Raw genomic sequence first — 20614 nt, forward strand, 5'->3', positions numbered from 1 at the left:
TCCACGGATATCGACGGCCGCCAGCCGCCGGCGGTCGCCGTCGACACCGGCCAGCGGGCGACCGCCGAGCGGATCGAGGGATCGCCCGTTCGCCGGTCGCGCGGACCGAACGGAGGCTGACCGGGGTCGCGGTGCCGGCGCAGACTACCCGGAGGCGAGAGAGAGGGCTCCCACGTGCGGCGCGTTGATCCCGATCGGCCCCACGGTGCCGGGAACGCGGCCCCGACCGGCGTAGCTCCTCGGGCCGGACGGGAGACCGCGGACGCCGCCACGGACATGTCCGACCGGGACACCGGTGCGGCCGGCGGGTTCGACGTGCTGGCCGCCGGTGGGCGGGCCAGGATGGCCGCCGGCGACCTGGCCGGCGCCGTACCGCTGCTCGCCGCCGCGCTGCGCCGCCGACCCGCGCCCGCGGCGACCGGTCCGGCCCCGGCCGGAACCGCCGGTGCGCCGGCCCGGCTGGCGGTGTACGAGGACCACGCGGAGTGCGTGCTGCGGCTGGCCGCCGCGGCGATCGCCGCCGCCGGCGGGCCCACCGCCGGAACCGCCGCCGTGGCCGCGGCGACGGCGGCCGCCCGTACCGCCGCCGGCGCCGCCACCGACCTCGACCGTGCCGTGGCCGCGCACCCGCTGCGGCCACGGCTGTGGGAACTGCTGCTCGTGGCGGCCGCGTTGGCGGACGGGCGCCGGTCGGCGGAGGCGGTGTACGACCGGGCCCGCCGGACCTACCTGGAACATCTCGGGGTGGACCCGGGCGGGCAGTTGCCGGAGCTGGCCGCGGTGGCCCGGCGCGGTGACCTCGCGCAGCGGTGGGCGACCCCGACCGAGGCCGTCGAGGCCCGGCCGGCCGCCGACCCCGGGCCGCACGCCCGGCCGGGCCGGCTACCGGTGCCGCTGACCAGCCTGCTCGGCCGCGACGAACTGCTCGGCACGGTCGTCGGCCGGCTCGCCACCCACCGCCTGGTGACGCTCACCGGCCCCGGCGGGGCCGGCAAGACCCGGCTCGCGCTGGCCGCCGCGCAGCGGGTCATTGGCGTACGCCCGTCGGCGTCGGTGCGGTTCGTGGACCTGAGCGCGGTGGAGGCGTCCGCGCTGGTGCCGGCCGCGGTCGCCGCGGCCCTCGGCGTACGCGACGTCGCCGGCAGCGGCGTGCCGGCGACCCTGGCCGACGAGATCGGCGACACCGACGCCCTGATCGTGCTCGACAACTGCGAGCACCTGGTCGCCGGCTGCGCCGAACTGGTCGACCACCTGCTCACCCGCTGCGCCCGGCTGCGGGTGCTGGCGACCAGCCGGATCGCGCTCCGGCTGCCGGCCGAGGCCGCCGTGCCGGTACCGCCGCTGGCCACCCCGGCCGCGGTCGGCGGGCACACCCTGGCCGGCCTGGCGGCGCACCCGGCGACCCGGCTGTTCCTCGACCGGGCCCGGGCCCGCTCCGGCCGCCCGGTGCCGGAGTCGAGCGCCGACGCGGTGGCCCGCCTGTGCGCCGAACTCGACGGGCTGCCGCTGGCGATCGAGCTGGCGGCGGCGCGTACGACGGTGCTCGGCGTCCCGCAGATCGTCGAGCGGCTGCGGGCCGACCCCCGGCTGCTGCGCAGCACCGACCCGACCGCGCCGGCCCGGCACCGCACCGTGGCGGCGGCCATCGGGTCCAGTGTGGATCAACTCGACGCGGCGGCGCGTACCCTGTTCGACCGGCTGGCGGTCTTCGCCGGCGGCTTCGACGCGGACGCCGTCGCGGCGGTCGCCGGCCCGGGCGGGGTTGCCGCGCTGCCGGCCCTGGTCGAGGCGTCGCTGGTCGAGGCCGTACCCACGGACGGCCCGGACCGGCCGGCACCGGGTGCGCTGGCCGGTCCCGACCTGGCCCGGCTCGCCGCCGGCCAGGCCACGGCCGGGCCGGCGCCGGCCGGTTCCGCACCGACCGGACCGGGTACGGACCCGGCCCCCGTCCGGTACCGGATGCTGGTGCCGATCCGCCGGCACGCGCAGGACCGGCTCGCGCGCGACGGCGACGAACCGGCGGCCCGGCTGGCGCACGCGCGGCACTTCCTGGCCCTCGCCGAGGCGGCCGACGGGCGGCTGCGCGGGGCGGACCAGCACCGGTGGCTGCACCGGCTGCGCGGCGAGACGGCCAACCTGCGGGCCGCGATGACCTGGCTCGCCGGCCCCGGATCGCACGCCGAACCGTACGGCGACCTGCGGCTGGCCGCCGCCCTGGGGATGTACTGCCGGCTGGAGGGCCACTACCGGGAGGGGCACGCGTGGCTCGCCGCCGGACTCGACCGGCACCCGGACGCGCCGGCCGCGCTGCGGGCCCGGGCCGGCAGCGCCGCGGCGATGCTGGCGATGCTGCTCTGCGACTACCCGGCGGCGGCCGGGCACGCCCGGGCGGCGCTCGCCGCCTGCCAGCGCGCCGGTGACCAGCGGGCCGCCGCCCGGATCGAACTGACGCTCGGGTCGGTGGCCCGGGAACGCGCCCAGTACGCGCTCTCCGCCGCACATCTCGCCGCCGCCTCCGCCCGGTACGCCGCCTGCGGCGACGAGTGGGGCGAGGCCCAGGCCACCCAGTTGCGGGGCTTCACCGCCTGGCTCTCCGGCGACCTGGACCGGGCCGACTCCCGGCTGTGGGCCAGCCTGCGCTGGTACGGCCGGCTCGGCGACCCGGAGGCGGTGGCGACCGCGCTGATGAACCTCGGCGCGGTCGCGTACTACCGCGACGACGGCGACCGCGCGGCGGCACTGCTCGACGCCGCCCTGGAGCGCTACGCGGCGCTCGGCTTCCCCGAAGGGCTGGGCTGGGCACACAACCTGCGCGGACTGGTGGAGTTGCGGGCCGGCCGCACCGACGTGGCCGCGGCGCACCTGGCGCTGAGCCTGGCCGCCCACCGGCAGGTCGGCGACCGGTGGCGTACGGCGAGCGTGGTCGAGGCGCTGGCCGAGGTGGCCCGGCTCGACGGGGTCCCGGTACGCGGCGTACGGCTGCTCGGGGCGGCGGGCCGGATCCGCGCCGAGATCGGCGCGCCGGTCCCCGCCTGCGAACAGGCCGGGGTGTCGGCGACCGCGCGGGCACTGCGGGCCACCCTGGGCGCCGACGGATTCCGGACGGCGTACGGGTACGGCGGCTCCGCCGCCCTCGATACCCTCCTGACCGCCCCGTCGCACAGCCCGGCGGCCGTCCCACCGGTGCCTGCGGCCGTCCCGCCCGTGCACCCGGCGCACCCGGCCGTTCCGTCGATCTAGGGGATGTATCGGGACAAAGTGCGCACGATTCGCGCAACTAGTCCCAACGCCGTTCAGTTAGGGCGGTGGCTGGTTGGTCAAGGTTCGTTGGTGATGACGTCGATGTTGGTGGTGGCCTTGTAGGTGCGGCGGTCGATGTTCGGTCCGCGGGCCTGGTATTTGGAGTTCGAGCGTTTGATCATGCGGGTCTTGGTGCGGATGCGGCGTTTGGGTAGCAGATCGGCCAGGACACGTTCGCCGATGGCGCCGACCAGGTCGATGACGGTATCGGCGATGACGCCGGCGGCGTGGACGACCTGGTCGCGGGCGGCGTTGAGGGCGGTGGTGAAACTGGCCCGGTCCGGGTCGAGGCCGGGCCGGCTGTCGGTGGCGTCGGTCATGGCGGTCCGTAGCAGTTGGTAGACGATCAGCAGGGCATGGATCTCCTGGTCGACGCCGTCGGGGGTGCGGGCACGCAGGACCCGGCCGCCGAGGATCGTGGACTTGAGTTCCAGGTAGGCGGTCTCGATCTCCCATCGCTGGTGGTAGAGGGCGACGAGGTCGGCGGCGGGGTAGCGACGCGGGTCGAGCAGGGTGGTGATGAGCCGGTAGTCGCCGGTGTGGCTGCCGGCGGTGGTGGTGATGCTGATCCGGGCCTCGATCACGCGGACGTGTCGGCCGCCGATGACCGACAGCCAGGAACCGTCGTGGTAACGGCGGATCAGGGGGAGCCTGCGGCCGGTCTTGCAGCGGATCAGCAGGTCCGCTCCGGTCGTGGTGATTGTGGTGATCAGGGCGGCGGCGGCGTAGTTGCGGTCGGCCAGGAGCAGCATCCCGGCGCGTAGGCTGCGGGCCAGTCGCTCGGCTTGGACTGTCTCGCCGGTGGTGCTCGGGTCGAACACGGCGTCGAGTATCGATCGGGTGCCGCAGGCCAGCAGGGCGCTCAGCCGCAGTGTCGGGTAGCCGGAGCCGCCGTTGTTACAGCGGTGTTTGACGTAGCGGCGCAGGTTGGCCGGCGAGTCCGCTACGGCGATGACGGTGCCGTCGATGACGACCGGTAGCAGGCCCCGCCACCACACCGCGGCGACGGCGCCGGTGGCCGCAGGGCCGCGTAGCAGGTCGAACAGGGCCCGTAACGGGGCTGGGCCGAGTCGTTGCCGGGCCTGCCGCAACGCACTGCCACTGGGATCGGCGACTGGTAGCCCGCGTAGGCCGGCGACGAGTTTCGCCCACACCTGCCGGTAGCCGAGGTCGGCGAACAGACAGCCGGCCAGTAGCAGGTACACCACGACCCGGGCCGGCAACAGACGGACCCGTCGCTGCGTACGCCGGGTCGTGGCCAGCACGTCATCGACCATCTCGAACGGCACGAGGCGGGTCAACTCACCGAGATGACCCGCCGCGAACGGTCCGGCAGCTACCGTGACCGTCCGTGTTATGGCAATCTGATCCACCAAGCGGGGTTCCTGGTTCGGGTTGTCTTGGAGTGACAAACCTTGATACCGGAACCCCGCTTCTCACTTCCTGATCAACACACCCCTTGACCAGCCCCGCCCACCCCTAACTGAACGGCGTTGCAACTAGTCCTTGATCGGCGTTACGTGCCTGGGCGGCGCCCGGCGTTACGTGCCCGGGCGGGCGGGTCAGACCGCCGCGACCGCTGCCGGCTCGGCGATGCAGGCGGTGCCGATCCGGCGGAAGCCGACCCGGAGGTAGACCCGGGCCACGTCCTCGCTGCCCGCCGAGAGGAACACCAGGCCGGCGCCGCTGTCCAGGGCCTGCCGGGCGAGTGTCGCGGTGACCGCGGCGGCCAGCCCACGGCGCCTCGCGGCCGGCAGCGTCGCCACCCCGGCGATCTCGGCGACGTCGCCGACCCGCTGGTACATGCCGGTGGCGAGCGGACCGGTCGACGGCGTACCGGCGACGGCGTACGCGCGCCGTCCGGAGATGATCCGGGTCCGGGCCTCGGTGACCGCCTCGTCCGTCGGCCGCTGCCGGGCGGCGTCCCGTTCGGCGGCACCGACCGGGCCGGCCGCCACGCCCGGCGTACCGAATCCGACCGCGGCGACCGCCGCCGACGACGAGAGGTCGTCGGCGAAGCCGGCCGCCTCGACGTCGAGCAGGCGTACGGGCACGTCCGACAGCGTGGCCGGGGCCGGCAGCGCGGCCGGGTCGAGCACCATCAGCGGTGCCTCCAGCACCGACAGCCCCGCCGAGCGGGCCACCGCGAGCAGGTCGGGATCGTGGTCGTGCACCCATTCGAACGCCTCGGGCAGGCCGAGGTCGCGCTGCCGTGCCCGTGCGGAGGTGATGTCGGCGGCGGACGGCGGCTCCGTGGCGCCGGGCCGCGGCCGGGCGTAGAACGGCCATCCCGCACCGTCGCGGACGAAGAGCACCAGTCCGCCGAAATCCTCGGTGTGGGCCACGTCCCGGGGAACCGCGTCGTAGAAACGCTCCAGCCGGTCGAAGATGTCGCCTTCCAGGTGGGTCACCGCGCGAGACTACCTGTCCCAGATCCTGGAAGTGTGATCAATCCGGCCTGGTGAAGTCAGGTGACCCCTAACGTAGACTCAAATATCCGCCCAGGGCCGACGTCGTCCCGACCGTGAACCAACGTGACTGACGACAGGAGGCCCGGTGGCTTCTTCGCACCCTCAGAGCCGGCCGATCCGCCCCGGTGGACCCGCCCAGGGGCTGTACGACCCGGCATACGAGCACGACGCCTGCGGGGTCGCGTTCGTCGCCGATCTGAACGGCCGCCGGTCGCACGCCGTGGTCGCCAAGGGCCTCTCCGCGCTCTGTCGGCTCGATCACCGGGGTGCCCGTGGCGCGGAACACAACACCGGCGACGGCGCCGGCATCATGCTCCAGGTTCCCGACGCGTTCCTGCGCGACGTCGTCGACTTCCCGCTCCCGCCGCCCGGGCAGTACGCGACCGGCCTGGCCTTCCTGCCCGACGACGACGGGGCCGCCGCCCGGGCCGCCACGATCCTCAACAAGTACGCCCTGGTCGAGGGCGCGGAGATCCTCGGCTGGCGGGACGTACCGGTCAACGCGGACGACCTGGGGGAGACCGCCCTCGCCGCCCGGCCCCGGATCCGGCAGGTGTTCCTCGCCGCCGAACGGCTCACCGACTCGCCCGCCGGGCCGGCCGGCTCGGCCCTGACCGGCCTCGACCTGGACCGGGTCGCGTTCTGCGTACGAAAGCGGGCCGAACGGGAGACCGCCGAGCGCGGCATCCCGGTCTACTTCCCGTCGCTGTCCGCGCGCACCATGGTCTACAAGGGCATGCTCACCCCGGACCAGCTTCCGGCGTTCTTCCCGGACCTGACCGACGAGCGGGTCGCCAGCGCGATCGCCCTGGTGCACTCCCGGTTCTCCACGAACACGTTCCCGTCCTGGCCGCTGGCGCACCCCTACCGGTTCATCGCCCACAACGGCGAGATCAACACGATCCGCGGCAACAAGAACTGGATGAACGCCCGCGAGGCGCTGCTGGCCAGCCCGAACATCCCCGGCAACATCCGGCGGCTGTTCCCGGTCTGCACCCCGGACGCCTCCGACTCGGCCAACTTCGACGAGGTCCTCGAACTGCTGCACCTGGCCGGCCGTAGCCTGCCGCACGCCGTGCTGATGATGATCCCGGAGGCGTGGGAGAACGACCCGGACCTGGATCCGGCCCGGCGCGCCTTCTACCGCTTCCACGCCAGCCTGATGGAGCCGTGGGACGGCCCGGCGTCGGTCGCGTTCACCGACGGGTCGGTCGTCGGCGCCGTACTCGACCGCAACGGGCTGCGGCCGGGCCGCTGGTGGCGCACCAGCGACGGCCTGGTCGTGCTCGGCAGCGAGGCCGGCGTGCTCGACCTCGACCCGGCCACCGTGGTCGCCAAGGGCCGGTTGCAGCCCGGCCGGATGTTCCTGGTCGACACCGCCGCCGGCCGGATCGTGCAGGACGACGAGATCAAGGCCGAGCTGGCCGCCGCGCAGCCGTACGACCAGTGGCTGCACGCCGGCCTGATCGACCTCGCCGACCTGCCCGAGCGCGAGCACACCGTCTACACCCACGACTCGGTACGGCGCCGCCAGCAGATCTTCGGCTACACCGAGGAGGAGCTGAAGATCCTGCTCGCCCCGATGGCCCGCAGCGGCGCCGAACCGCTGGGCTCGATGGGCACCGACACCCCGATCGCGCCGCTGTCCACCCGGCCGCGGCTGCTCTACGACTACTTCCACCAGCTCTTCGCCCAGGTCACCAACCCGCCGCTGGACGCCATCCGCGAGGAGCTGGTCACCAGCCTCCAGGCCACCATCGGCCCGGAGGCCAACCTGCTCGCCCCCGGCCCGGCGAGCTGCCGGCAGATCGTGCTGCCGTACCCGGTCATCGACAACGACGAGCTGGCCAAGCTGCTGTCCATCGACGACGACGGCGACCTGCCGGGCTTCAAGGCGGTCCGGGTCTCCGGGCTCTACCGGCTGCGTGACGGCGCCGCCGGCATCAAGGCCCGGCTGACCGAGATCTGCCGGCACGTCTCCGAGGCGATCGAGGACGGCGTACGCATCCTCGTGCTCTCCGACCGCGACTCCACCGCCGAGCTGGCCCCGATCCCGTCGCTGCTGCTCACCGCGGCCGTGCACCAGCACCTCGTACGCGAGCAGACCCGCACCCAGGTGGCGCTGATCGTCGAGACCGGCGACTGCCGCGAGGTGCACCACGCGGCCGTCCTCATCGGCTACGGCGCCGCCGCGGTCAACCCCTACCTGGCGTTCGAGTCGGTCGAGGACCTTATCGCCACCGGCGCGCTGCCGGGCGTCGCCCCCAACAAGGCGGTCCGCAACTACGTCAAGGCGCTCGGCAAGGGCGTCCTGAAGATCATGTCCAAGATGGGCATCTCCACGGTGTCGTCGTACTGCGGAGCCCAGGTCTTCGAGGCCGTCGGCCTGGAGAACACCCTGGTCCGGCGCTACTTCGCGGGTACGCCGAGCCGGATCGGCGGCGTCGACCTCGACGGCATCCACGCCGAGATCGCCGCCCGGCACGCGACCGCCTACCCGGCCGGCGGTGCCGCCGGGGCCGACGACACGCACCGCCGCCTCGACGTCGGCGGCGAATACCAGTGGCGCCGCGAGGGCGAACTGCACCTGTTCAACCCCGAGACGGTGTTCCTGCTCCAGCACGCCACCCGCAGCCGCCAGTACGAGGTCTTCAAGAGCTACACCGCCAAGGTCGACGAGCTGGCCGGGCGGGCCGGCTCGCTGCGCGGCCTGTTCACCTTCCGCGACGGGCTGCGCCCGCCGGTGCCGCTCGACGAGGTCGAGCCGGCCAGCGAGATCGTCAAGCGGTTCGCCACCGGCGCGATGTCGTACGGCTCGATCTCGGCCGAGGCGCACGAGACCCTGGCCGTGGCGATGAACCGGCTGGGCGGCAAGTCCAACACCGGCGAGGGCGGCGAGGACGTCGAGCGGCTGCACGACCCGGAGCGCCGCTCCGCGGTCAAGCAGATCGCCAGCGGCCGCTTCGGCGTCACCAGCGAATACCTGGTCAACGCCGACGACCTGCAGATCAAGATGGCGCAGGGGGCCAAGCCCGGCGAGGGCGGCCAGCTTCCGGGCAACAAGGTGTGGCCGTGGATCGCCAAGACCCGGCACGCCACCCCGGGCGTCGGCCTGATCTCGCCGCCGCCGCACCACGACATCTACTCGATCGAGGACCTGGCCCAGCTCGTCCACGACCTCAAGTGCGTCAACCCGGCCGCCCGGGTGCACGTCAAGCTGGTCTCCGAGGTCGGCGTCGGCACCATCGCCGCCGGCGTCGCCAAGCTCAAGGCCGACGTCATCCTGATCTCCGGCCACGACGGCGGCACCGGCGCGTCACCGCTCAACTCGCTCAAGCACGCCGGCACCCCGTGGGAACTGGGCCTGGCCGAGACCCAGCAGACGCTGCTGGTCAACAAGCTGCGCGACCGGGTGACGGTGCAGGTCGACGGGCAGCTCAAGACCGGTCGCGACGTCGTCGTCGCCGCCCTCCTCGGCGCCGAGGAGTTCGGCTTCGCCACCGCCCCGCTGATCGTCGCCGGCTGCGTCATGATGCGGGTCTGCCACCTCGACACCTGCCCGGTCGGCATCGCCACCCAGAACCCGGTGCTGCGCGACCGCTTCACCGGCAAGCCCGAGTTCGTGGAGAACTTCTTCCTCTTCCTCGCCGAGGAGGTCCGCACCATCCTCGCCGACCTCGGCTTCCGCTCGGTCGAGGAGGCGATCGGCCGCACCGAGGTCCTCGACGTGCTGCGGGCCGTCGACCACTGGAAGGCGCAGGGCCTGGACCTGTCGCCGGTGCTGCACCTGCCGGACGTCCCGCAGGACGCGGCGCGGCGCGGCGTCCGCGCCCAGGACCACGGCCTGGAGAAGGCGCTCGACAACGAGCTGCTCGCCCTGGCCGCCCCGGCCCTGTCCGCCGGCACCCCGGTGCGGGCCACCGTCGCCGTACGCAACGAGCACCGCAGCGTCGGCGCGATGCTCGGCGGCGAGGTCACCCGCCGCTTCGGCGGCGCCGGCCTGCCCGAGGACACCATCGAGTTCACCCTCGACGGCACCGCCGGCCAGTCGTTCGGCGCCTTCCTGCCGCGCGGCGTCACGCTGCGGCTGCGCGGCGACGCCAACGACTACGTCGGCAAGGGCCTGTCCGGCGGCCGGATCGTCATCCGCCCCGACGCCGGCGCCCCGTTCGTCGCCGAGGACCAGATCATCGCCGGCAACACCATCCTGTACGGCGCCACCGGCGGCGAGATCTTCCTGCGCGGCCGGGTCGGCGAGCGGTTCGCCGTACGCAACTCCGGCGGCGTCGCGGTCGTCGAGGGGGTCGGCGACCACGGTTGCGAGTACATGACCGGCGGCACCGTCGTGGTGCTCGGCCCGACCGGGCGCAACTTCGCCGCCGGCATGTCCGGCGGGGCCGCGTACGTCTGGCGGCTCGACCCGCGCCGGGTCAACCCGGAACTGGTCGAGCTGACCCCGCTGACCGACGCCGAACAGGTCGTGTTGCGCGAACTCGTCGAACGGCACCGCACCGAGACCGGCTCGGCGGTCGCCGAGGCCCTGCTCAAGCGCTGGACGGAGGCGGTCGAGGAGTTCACCGCCGTCGTACCGCGTGACTACAAGCGTGTGATCGAAGCGATCCGGACCGCCGAAGCCGCCGGCCGTGACGTCGACCAGGCCGTCATGGAGGTGGCCCGTGCCTGACCCGAACGGATTCCTGCGCTACGGCCGGCGGATGCCCGCCCGGCGTCCGGTGCCGGTCCGCATCTCCGACTGGCGGGAGGTCTACCCGTCCGCCCCGGACGAGCTGATCACCGAGCAGGCGACCCGCTGCATGGACTGCGGCATCCCGTTCTGCCACGACGGCTGCCCGCTCGGCAACCGCATCCCGGACTGGAACGACCTGGTCCGTACCGGGAGCTGGGCGAGCGCGATCGAGTCGCTGCACGCCACCAACAACTTCCCGGAGTTCACCGGGCGGCTGTGTCCGGCGCCGTGCGAGGCGGCCTGCGTGCTCGGCATCGCCGGCGGCGAACCGGTCACCATCAAGCAGGTCGAGGTCGAGATCGTCAACCGGGCCTTCGACCTCGACCTGGTCGCCGCGCAGCCGGCCCCGGCGCCCACCGGCCGGTCGGTCGCCGTCGTCGGCTCCGGCCCGGCGGGTCTCGCCGCCGCGCAGCAGCTCGCCCGGTCCGGTCACCGGGTGACCGTGTACGAGCGCGACGACGAGATCGGCGGCCTGCTGCGGTACGGCATCCCCGACTTCAAGCTGGAGAAGGAGCACATCGACCGGCGGCTGGCCCAGCTGGCCGCCGAGGGGGTCGTCTTCCGCACCGGCGTGAACGTCGGCGTCGACGTCACCGCCGACGGGTTGCGGGCCGAGCACGACGCGGTGCTGCTCGCCTGCGGCGCCCTCGCCGGCCGGGACACCCCGGAGACGCCGGGGCGGGCGCTGCGCGGCGTACACCAGGCGATGGAGCACCTCGTCGCCGCCAACCGCGTCGTCGCCGGAAAGGACGCGACCGCGCCGATCGACGCCGCCGGCCGGCACGTCGTGATCATCGGCGGTGGCGACACCGCCGCCGACTGTCTCGGCGTCGCCCACCGGCAGGGCGCGAAGTCCGTCTACCAGCTCGACCAGTACCCGCTGCCGCCGGCGGCCCGCGACGAGGCCCGCGACCCGTGGCCGACCTGGCCGTGGATCCTGCGCGAGTACGCCGCCCACGAGGAGGGCGGCGAGCGGATCTTCGAGGTGGCGGTCCAGGAGTTCGTCGACGACGGCACCGGCGCGGTCCGCGCGGTCCGGATCGCCCAGGTCACCGTCGAGCGGCGGGACGGCCGCCGGGTCGTGACCGTGGTCCCCGGGTCGGAGCGGGAACTCCCCGCCGACCTGGTGCTGCTGGCGATCGGCTTCGAGGGCACCGAGCCGCAGCCGCTGCTGGAACAGTTCGGGGTGGCGCGCAACGCGCGTGGTGCCGTCGACACCGACGCGACGTGGCAGGCGGCCGACGGGGTCTTCGTCGCCGGTGACATGCACCGCGGCGCCTCCCTGATCGTCTGGGCGATCGCCGAGGGTCGGGCGGCCGCCGCCGCCATCCACGACCACCTGGGCGCCCCCACCCCCCCTGCCCGCCCCGGTGACCCCCACCACCAGAGCCCTGACCCCCAGCTAGATCCTCCGACCGACCGCCTCTCCCGCCCCGCCCGCCCCGCCCGTGATCCGCGTGATCAGGGACCGGGGCGGGCGTGTCGTCGGCGTGCCGCGGGTCAAAGTCCCTGATCACGCGGATCACGGCGGTCCGGCGGCGTGGGGGAGCGAGCGCGGGACCTTTGGCCGGTACGGTGCTTCGGTTAGTGTGCTCGTGACTACGCAGCCGTGATCATGGGTGGGGGTACGGGTGGGCAGGCTCGCGACCACGTACGAGCAGGCGGTCGCGGCCCACCGGAAGGCCCGGGAACACCTCGACCGGGCCCGGGCGGCGCTGGCCGCCCCCGGCCGGGCGGGCGACACCGCCGCCGCGGCCGACACCGTCGGCCGGCTCGCCCGGGTCGGCACCACGCTGGCCAACCCGACCCCGGGCGCCGCCGACCTCACCACCGCCCCGGTCCCGGTCCGGCTCGGCGAGGCGACCACCCCGGACGGCCCGTTCCCCGCCGTCGTCCCGCTCGCCGGCGGCCACCACCTCGCCATCGACACCGACGGCCGGGACCCCCGCGTCGGCGGGCTGCTGCGCGCCGTCACCCTGCGGCTGCTCGCCACCGCCGCCCCCGGCACCGTACGGGTGGCCGCGCTGGACACCGCCGCCCTCGGCGCGACGTTCCTGCCGCTGCGGCCACTGGTCGACGCTGGCGTGCTCGCCCCGCCCGCGACCACCGAGGCCGAGGTCGGCGACCTGCTCGACGCCGCCGAACGGCACGCCCGGGCCGCCCAGCACGACCACGGCGGCGACCCTTCGGCCACCGCGGCGCCCGGCGCCCGTGGCGAGTTGCTGCTGGTCGTCGCCGCCAACCTGCCGCCCGGCCGGGAACTGGCCCGGCTGGCGGCACTGACCCACGCCGGTCCGGCCGCCGCGGTCTGCGTACTGCTCGCCGGCTACCCGGCCGGCGACGCGCCGCCGCCGCTCGGCGCGACCACCCTGGTCCGGCTCGACGACTCCGCCGCCCGGGTCGGCGACCCGCCCGGCCAGCCGTTCAGCACCGACGGCTCCGGGCTGGCCGCGCCGGTCACCCTCGACGGCGACCCGCCCGCCGGCTCGGTACGCGCACTCGCCGAGCACCTGGCCGCCGCCACCCGGCAACACTCCACGACCGACTTCACCGACCTGCTGCCGCCCCGCCGCTGGACGGAGTCGTCGCTGACCGGGCTGCGTACCGTCGTCGGCCGGTCCGGCCGCCAGCCGGTGACCCTGGCCTTCGACGACGCCACCCCGCACTGGCTCGTCGGCGGCCGTACCGGCTCCGGCAAGACCGTCTTCCTGCTCGACGTCCTCTACGGGCTCGCCGCCCGCTACGGCCCGGACCAGCTCTCCCTCTACCTGCTCGACTTCAAGGAAGGCGTCAGCTTCACCGAGTTCGTACCCACCGACCGCGACCCGTCGTGGATCCCGCACGCCCGCGCCGTCGGGATCGAGTCCGACCGCGAGTACGGCGTCGCCGTGCTGCGCGAACTGCGCCGCGAACTCAACCGGCGGGCCGCGGCACTGAAACGCCACGGCGTCACCAAGCTCGCCGACCTGCCCCGCGACCGGTCGGCGCCGCGCGTCGTCGCCGTCGTCGACGAGTTCCACGTCCTCTTCGCCGGCAACGACGCGGTGGCCCGCGAAGCGGTCGCCCTGCTCGAGGAACTGGCCCGCAAGGGCCGCTCGTACGGCATCCACCTGGTGCTGGCCAGCCAGAGCATGTCCGGCATCGAAGCCCTCTACGGAAAGATCGACTCCATCTTCGGGCAGTTCCCGCTGCGGGTGGCGCTGCCCGGCGGCAACGGGGTGCTGCACCAGCTCAACGAGGCCGCCGGCACCCTGCCGGTTGGCTCCGCGGTCGTCAACGCCTCCGCCGGCCTGGCCGGCGCCAACACCGTCGTCCGCTTCCCCGACGCGCACGCCGGCACCGGTGCCGTCACCCGGCTGCGCCACGAACTCTGGGACGCCCGGCCGGCCGGATCACGACCGCCCGCCGTCTTCCGCGGCTACGACGCCGCCCACGTCGAGGACGACCCCACGTTCCGCGGCCTCCAGCCCGGCGGCCGCCGCCCGCTGGCGCTGGTCGGCCGTACCGTCGACGTCGACCTGACCGCGGCCTGCTTCGCGGTCGACACCAGCCCCGGCCGGCACCTCGGCGTCGTGGGCACGTCGGCGGTCGGCGCCGCGGTCCTGCACGCCGCGGCCGTCAGCGTCGCCCGCCAGCACGAGCCGGGTACGGCCCGGTTCCTGCTGGCCGCGCTGGTCGCCGCCGCCGACGAGGTCGCCGACCGCTGCGCCGACGAGCTGGCCGCCGCCGGGCACCCGGTGACCCGGATCGACGCGAACGGGCTGCGCGACGAGCTACGTACCCTGGCGGAGCCGGCCGGACCGGCGACCGGCCGCACGTTCGTCGTGGTGTTCGGCATGGACGGCGCCAGCGGCGTGCTCGGGCTGCGCGACGACACGTTCCGGTCCGGGCTCGACGACCTGCAGGCGGTGCTGCGCCGCGGTCCCGCCCACGGGGTGCACCTGTTCGGCTGGTGGCGGGGCCTGCGCCGGCTGTCCGAGGACATCGGCGGCGCGCAGAACCGTGACGACGTCGCCTGCCTGGTGGCGCTGAACGTGCCCGGCGGGGAACTCGGGCTCTATCTCGGCGTGCCCGACCTGTCGTACGCGCCGCGCCCCAACCGGGCCCTGCTGGTCGACCGGCACGACCAGCGGACCCGGCTGATCGTGCCGTTCGTACGGCCCGGACACGAGCTGGACGAGGAGCGGTAGGTGTCGACCTTCGAGGAGTACGCCGCACTGGCCCGTCACCTGTCGGAGCTGCGCCGGGCCGGGGAGCGCGACGCCGCCGCCGACACCGCCCGGCGGGCCGCGACCCGGGCCGCCGCCGACCAGCTCGGCCACCGGCTCGACGCACAGGAGCAGCGGCTGCGCCACCTCGGCCGGGCGGCCGGCCGGCCCGACCCGGTGCCGGCGGGGCCGGCCGGCGGTGCCGGGCCGGACGCCCCGGCGGGCGGTCACCCGCGGTATCCGGTCGCCGCGACCGGCTACCCGGCCGGTGCGGGACCGGACCCCACCGGACCGGGGCCGGCCGCCGCGCCGCGGTATCCGGCCGGCCGGCCGGAGCCGGCGAAGCCCGGGCAGCTGCCACCGCCGGCCGGCTACCCGGCGCTGCCGGCCGCGCCGGTACCGGGGCCCCGCCCGCCGCTGGGTGCCGACGGTGTCGTCGCCGGAGCCGACCCGGACGCGGAACTGGAGTCCGCCCGGCAGGCCGCCGACGTCGCCGACGCCGCCGCGCACACCGGCGAGCAGATCGCCCGGCGGCCGCCGCTGCTGCCGTCGTGGTCGCCGTTCGCCCGGGCCGCCGCCGTCTACGCGGGCTGTGCCCTGCTCAGCCTCGTGCCGATGTTCCTGCTGGAGATCGGTGCCGGGCTCGGCGCGGTCGGCACGTTCACCCTCTACGCCTGGACCTGCGCCGGGCTGCCGGTGCTGGCGTTCTTCGCCGGCTACCTCGTGCTCGGCCGCTGGGGCCGGCCACCCGGCGTCGACGAGACCCCGTCCCGGTACGTCCTCGTCGGCTTCGCCCTCTGTCTCGTCCTGCCCGTCCTCGCCTACTGCGGGTACGTCGTCGCACTGCGTACCGTCTTCGGCGGCTGACCACGACCCGGCCGGCGGACCCGCCGGACCGGCACCGGGGCGGGCCGGCTCGGGCGGTGACCACGTCGGTCCGGCCGCCGTGCCGGGCGGGCGGTCCGGTGTCGACCGGTCGGGCACCGGGGCGGAAACGCACCGTAGGGCGGTTTTCCCGGGGGGTGTGGTGGCCGACACCGCGGTGACGGCGAGGAGTAGGCTTTCCGGTGCGGTCACCGATGCCCGCCGGCACCGGACCGACGGCACCGCCGTACCGGCGGCCGCCGCCCCGACCAGTGCCGTGCCGACGGCGATGGTGTCCGAGGGCAGTGTGTCCCGGTGGCGCCGTCACCCGCCGACAGTTCCGCCGTCGACCCGGGTGCCGCTGGCCGACACCGGGTCGCGGGAGCGCCGGTGACGACGCCGGGCAGTGCCGATTCCGACCGGTGTGGCGACATCCGGTCACGTGTGCACCATCCGGTGTTGGATAGGTGTTCGGATATCCGACAAGGGCCGGTCGTGGGACCGGTCCGGGGGAGAGACTAGCCTGATGGGCGTGACACGCCGTGCAAAGATCGTCTGCACCCTTGGCCCTGCCACTTCGTCGCCGGAACGCATCCGCGGCCTGGTCGAAGCGGGCATGGACGTGGCCCGGCTCAACTTCAGCCATGGCAGCCACACCGACCACGAGCAGGTCTACCAGCTGGTACGCCAGGCCGCCCGCGCCGCCGGCCGGGCCGTAGCCGTCCTCGCCGACCTCCAGGGGCCCAAGATCCGCCTCGGCCGGTTCGCCGACGGGCCGCACGAATGGCGCACCGGCGACTCGGTCGTGATCACCAGCGACGACATCCTCGGCACCGCCGACCGGGTCTCGTGCACCTACCGCAAGCTTCCGCAGGAGGTCCGCGCCGGCGACCGGCTGCTCATCGACGACGGCAAGGTCGGCGTCGAGGTCACCTCCGTCGCCGGCAACGACATCCGCTGCCTGGTCGTCGAGGGCGGGCCGGTCTCCAACAACAAGGGCGTCTCGCTGCCCAACGTCGCCGTCAGCGTGCCGGCGCTGTCCGACAAGGACACCGAGGACCTGCGCTTCGCGCTCGGGCTGGGCGCCGACCTGATCGCCCTGTCGTTCGTCCGTTCGCCCGAGGACATCAAGCTCGTCCACGGCATCATGGACGAGGTCGGCGTCCGCCGGCCGGTGCTCGCCAAGGTCGAGAAGCCGGAGGCGGTCACCCACCTGGAGTCGATCGTCGACGCCTTCGACGGCGTCATGGTCGCCCGCGGCGACCTCGGCGTCGAACTCCCGCTCGACCAGGTTCCCCTGGTGCAGAAGCGGGCCGTGCAACTCTGCCGGGAGAACGCCAAGCCGGTCATCGTCGCCACCCAGATGCTCGACTCGATGATCGAAAACTCGCGGCCGACCCGCGCCGAGGCGTCCGACGTCGCGAACGCCGTACTCGACGGCGCCGACGCCGTGATGCTGTCCGGCGAGACCAGCGTCGGCAAGTACCCGGTCCTGACCGTCAGCACCATGGCCAAGATCGTCCACACCACCGAGTCCGGCTCGATCGGTGTCCCGCGCCTCCAGCACGACCCGCGCACCCACGGCGGCGCGCTCACCGTCGCCGCATCCCAGATCGCCCGCAACATCGGAGCCAAGGCGCTGGTCGCCTTCTCCCAGACCGGCGACACCGTACGCCGGCTCTCCCGGCTGCACTGCGAACTGCCGCTGCTCGCCTTCACCCCGGTCCCCGAGGTACGCGACCAGCTCGCCCTCTCCTGGGGCGTGGAGACGTTCCTCATGCCGTTCGTCCAGCACACCGACGACATGTTCCGCCAGGTCGACCAGGCCCTGCTCGGCCTCGGCCGGGCCAACCCCGGCGAATACGTCGTCATCGTCGCCGGCAGCCCGCCCGGCACCCCCGGCTCCACCAACACCCTGCGGGTGCACCAGCTCGGCTCACTCGTCGACGCGGCGGCGGCCCGGGCCCTCCAGTGACCCCCGGTGGTCCCGTCACCGGCGCCGCCGCCGTCGAGCAACTGCTCGAACTGTTCGACCTCAGGCGCCTCGGCGACACCACCTTCCTCGGGACGAGCCCGCCCGTAGGCCCGCTACGGGTCTACGGCGGGCAGGTCGCCGGCCAGGCCCTCGTCGCCGCCGGGCGCACCGTCGACCCCAGCCGCCACGTGCACTCCCTGCACGGCTACTTCGTCCGTCCCGGCGACCCCACCGAGCCGATCGAATACCAGGTCGAGAACATCCGCGACGGCCGGTCCTTCTCCGTACGCCGGTCCGTCGCCGTCCAGCACGGCAAGACGATCTTCTTCATGTCGGCGTCGTTCCAGCACCCCGAAGAGGGCCTCGACCACCAGACCCCGCTGCCGCCCGACGTACCCGGGCCCGACGAGGTCCCCACGATGACCGAACGGCTCGCCCGCTATCCCGAACGGCTCGGCATCTGGGGCCAGATCCCCCGCCCGATCGACGTCCGCTACGTCGGCGAACCCGGCTGGGTACGCCCCGGCGACCGGCCCGCCGAACCCAACCAGCGGGTCTGGATGCGGATCGACGCCAAGCTCCCCGACGACCCGCTCCTGCACGCCTGCGCGCTGACGTACGCCTCCGACCTGACCCTGCTCGACGCGGTCCTGTCGACCCACGGCGAGGTCTGGGGCCCGGGCGGTGTCGCCGGCGCCAGCCTCGACCACGCCCTGTGGTTCCACCGGCCGTTCCGCGCCGACGAATGGTTCCTCTACGACTGTGTCAGCCCATCGGCGTCCGGCGGCCGCGGCCTCGCCACCGGCCGCATGTTCGGCCCCGACGGCCGACACATCGCCAGCGCCGTACAGGAAGGGCTGGTCCGCCGTGAGCAGGGACGACCACCGCAAGTAGGGTGACGCCATGCGTCTCTCCGCCCGGGTCGACTATGCGCTGCGCGCGACCGCCGAACTCGCCGCCGCCGCCGACCCCGCCTCCGGGCGACCCGGAGCGCCGGTGACCGCCGACCAGATCGCCCGGGCACAGGAGATCCCGCCGAAATTCCTGGAGAGCATCCTGCTGCAGCTCCGCCGCGGCGGCATCGTGCACGCCCAGCGCGGTCCCGAAGGCGGCTACTGGCTGGCCCGGCCCGGCGCCGAGATCACCCTCGCCGACGTGATCCGGGTGATCGACGGGCCCCTCGCCCACGTACGCGGGCAGCGCCCCGAGGAACTCGGCTACCGGGGCGCGGCCAGCGCCCTCCAGGAGGTCTGGATCGCGCTGCGCGCCAGCGAACGGGAGATCCTGGAGACGGTCACCATCGTCGACGTGGCCACCGGCAAACTGCCCGAACGGATCCGCGACCTCGTCGCCGACCCGCGCGCCTGGACCTGACCGGCCCCGCGGCCGGCCGGTACGAGACGCCGCGGCCCCGCCCGGCCGGGCGGGGCCACCCGCCACTCAGCCGGCCAGCACCGCCGTCGCCTCCGCACTGATCAACCGCCACGCCTCCTCGACGTGCGACGCCCGCGTCTGCGGCGCACCCACCGCCAGCCGCAGCGCGTACGCACCCCGCACCCGGGTGTGCGTCAGATAGATCCGGCCACCCGCGTTCACCCGGGCCAGCAGCGCCGCGCTCGCCGCGTCACCATCCACCCCGTCCGCGTCCCTCAGCCGGAAACACACCAGCGAGAACGGATGCGGCGCCACCACCTCGAACCGGTCGTCGGCGCGTACCCGCCCGGCGAAGCCGGCCGCCATCTCGACCCCACCCCGGATGTGCTCCCGCAACCCCTCCGCCCCGTACCAGCGCAGCACGAACCACAGCTTCAGCGCCCGGAACCGCCGCCCCAACGGCACCTGCCAGTCCCGGTAGTCGAGCACCGCACCGGACTCCGAGGCCGCGTTGCGCAGGTATTCCGGCAACACCGTCAGCGCCTCGACCAGCTCCGCCCGGTCGGCCACCCAGAACGCGTCACAGTCGAAACCCGTCAACAACCACTTGTGCGGATCGAAACAGTACGAGTCCGCGTACTCCAACCCCGCGTGCGTCCACCGCAACTCCGGGCAGACCGCCGACGCCCCCGCGTACGCCGCGTCGACGTGCAGCCACACCCCGTACTCGCGGCAGATCGCCCCGATCGCCGGGATCGGGTCGACCGCCGTCGTCGACGTCGTACCGATCGTCGCCACCACCAGCGCCGGCCGGGCCCCCGCCGCGATGTCGGCCTCGAGCATCGACCGCAACGCCGCCGGATCCATCGCCAACGTACGGTCGTCGACCTCGACCGGCCGCACGTTGCCGTCCCCGATCCCGGCGATCCGGGCCGCCTTCTCGATCGACGAATGACCCTGCGTCGACGTGTAGACGGTGTAGCGGCCCTCCACGCCGTCGCCGCGCCACCGCCCCTTGCTCGCCCGGTGCAGCGCCGCCAGCGTCGCGACCAGCGTCGCCGACGACGCCGAATCCTGGATCACCCCGCCACCGGTCCCCGACGACCGGAACCGCGCCGGCAGATCCAGCAGATCCGCCAGCCAGTCCAGCATCACCGTCTCCACCTCGGTGCACGCCGGCCCGGTCGCCCACAACATCCCCTGCACCCCGAGCCCCGAACTCACCAGGTCGCCGAGCACACTCGGCCCGGAGACGTTGGCCGGGAAATAGCCGAAGAAGCCGGGATGCTGCCAGTGCGTCACCCCCGGCATGACCACCGCGTCCAGATCGGCCAGAATCCGGTCGAAGTCCTCACCGCGCTCCGGCGCGGCGGACGGCAACCGGCCGGCGACCGCGCCGGGCTGATCCAGGGACAGCACCGGGCGCCGCTCCAGCGACGCCCAGTAGTCGGCGATCCAGTCGATCACCGCATGCCCGTTACGCCGGAACTCCTCGGCGTCCATGTGAGTGGTCATGCCTGAAGTCGATCAAAATCCGGGTGCCCCGATCAAGGCCCGGGGCCGTCCGCGCCGGTGGAAGCGAACAAACCCCCACCGGCACGGCGCGGCACATACACACCGCGACGACACGTGGCCACCGATCCGGCCGGCCACCATACGGCCGGCACACCCGAAC

11 protein-coding genes and 1 pseudogene are annotated in these 20614 nt (G+C 74.2%); 9 read left to right on the plus strand and 3 right to left on the minus strand.

The genetic code is table 11. From position 1 onward, the window contains the following. The first annotated feature begins 276 nt into the window (after positions 1-276). Positions 277-3240 carry an ATP-binding protein gene (locus QCD66_RS09685; protein ID WP_407567080.1) on the plus strand — a complete coding sequence of 988 codons (2964 nt, stop codon included), beginning with the start codon at positions 277-279 and terminating at the stop codon, positions 3238-3240. A 77-nt stretch (positions 3241-3317) separates the two neighbouring features. On the opposite strand, the gene QCD66_RS09690 is transcribed toward QCD66_RS09685, so the two are convergent. Both QCD66_RS09690 and QCD66_RS09695 read right to left on the minus strand, forming a co-directional pair. After that, on the minus strand, positions 3318-4673 hold the full coding sequence (locus QCD66_RS09690; protein WP_375737356.1) for an IS4 family transposase: 1356 nt from the start codon (positions 4671-4673) through the stop codon (positions 3318-3320). A gap of 189 nt (positions 4674-4862) precedes the next feature. Further along, positions 4863-5711: a GNAT family N-acetyltransferase gene (locus QCD66_RS09695; RefSeq protein ID WP_364215526.1), complete on the minus strand. Its 849-nt coding sequence runs from the start codon at positions 5709-5711 to the stop codon at positions 4863-4865. 145 nt (positions 5712-5856) lie between these two features. Between QCD66_RS09695 and gltB the strand changes: the two genes are divergently transcribed. The 8 genes and pseudogenes from gltB to QCD66_RS09735 all read left to right on the plus strand — a co-directional run bounded on the left by gltB (position 5857) and on the right by QCD66_RS09735 (position 18939). After that, positions 5857-10455 carry a glutamate synthase large subunit gene (gltB, locus tag QCD66_RS09700; protein WP_364215523.1) on the plus strand — a complete coding sequence of 1533 codons (4599 nt, stop codon included), beginning with the start codon at positions 5857-5859 and terminating at the stop codon, positions 10453-10455. After that, positions 10448-11924 (plus strand): annotated as a pseudogene (locus QCD66_RS09705) (glutamate synthase subunit beta). The gene gltB and the pseudogene QCD66_RS09705 overlap by 8 nt, the downstream one beginning before the upstream one ends. Positions 11925-12149: 225 nt before the next feature. Continuing rightward, on the plus strand, positions 12150-14708 hold the full coding sequence (locus QCD66_RS09710; protein ID WP_407567081.1) for an FtsK/SpoIIIE domain-containing protein: 2559 nt from the start codon (positions 12150-12152) through the stop codon (positions 14706-14708). Beyond that, positions 14709-15593 (plus strand): hypothetical protein, encoded by an 885-nt coding sequence (locus QCD66_RS09715; RefSeq protein ID WP_407567082.1) that lies wholly within the window; start codon positions 14709-14711, stop codon positions 15591-15593. It begins immediately after the preceding gene. A gap of 160 nt (positions 15594-15753) precedes the next feature. Next, positions 15754-15984, plus strand: a complete 231-nt coding sequence (locus tag QCD66_RS09720) for a hypothetical protein (protein ID WP_375735945.1) — start codon at positions 15754-15756, stop codon at positions 15982-15984. A 132-nt stretch (positions 15985-16116) separates the two neighbouring features. Continuing rightward, positions 16117-17565: a pyruvate kinase gene (pyk, locus tag QCD66_RS09725; protein ID WP_375735944.1), complete on the plus strand. Its 1449-nt coding sequence runs from the start codon at positions 16117-16119 to the stop codon at positions 17563-17565. Further along, positions 17562-18464 (plus strand): acyl-CoA thioesterase, encoded by a 903-nt coding sequence (locus QCD66_RS09730; protein ID WP_375735943.1) that lies wholly within the window; start codon positions 17562-17564, stop codon positions 18462-18464. The genes pyk and QCD66_RS09730 overlap by 4 nt, the downstream gene beginning before the upstream one ends. Before the next feature lie 4 nt (positions 18465-18468). Then, a complete protein-coding gene (locus QCD66_RS09735; RefSeq protein WP_364215502.1) occupies positions 18469-18939 on the plus strand; it encodes an Rrf2 family transcriptional regulator in 471 nt (156 codons plus the stop codon). A 66-nt stretch (positions 18940-19005) separates the two neighbouring features. On the opposite strand, the gene QCD66_RS09740 is transcribed toward QCD66_RS09735, so the two are convergent. Next, on the minus strand, positions 19006-20454 hold the full coding sequence (locus tag QCD66_RS09740; RefSeq protein WP_375735942.1) for an aminotransferase class V-fold PLP-dependent enzyme: 1449 nt from the start codon (positions 20452-20454) through the stop codon (positions 19006-19008). Positions 20455-20614: the final 160 nt, after the last annotated feature.

The organism is Polymorphospora sp. A560, assembly GCF_045781765.1.
Taxonomy (GTDB): domain Bacteria; phylum Actinomycetota; class Actinomycetes; order Mycobacteriales; family Micromonosporaceae; genus Polymorphospora; species Polymorphospora lycopeni.

What these genes read in the sequence shown, in the direction of transcription:
- QCD66_RS09685 (WP_407567080.1), top strand. Translation starts at nt 277, where the DNA reads ATGTCCGACCGGGACACCGGTGCGGCCGGCGGGTTCGACGTGCTGGCC.
- pyk (WP_375735944.1), top strand. Translation starts at nt 16,117, where the DNA reads ATGGGCGTGACACGCCGTGCAAAGATCGTCTGCACCCTTGGCCCTGCC.
- QCD66_RS09735 (WP_364215502.1), top strand. Translation starts at nt 18,469, where the DNA reads ATGCGTCTCTCCGCCCGGGTCGACTATGCGCTGCGCGCGACCGCCGAA.
- QCD66_RS09740 (WP_375735942.1), bottom strand. Translation starts at nt 20,454, where the DNA reads ATGACCACTCACATGGACGCCGAGGAGTTCCGGCGTAACGGGCATGCG.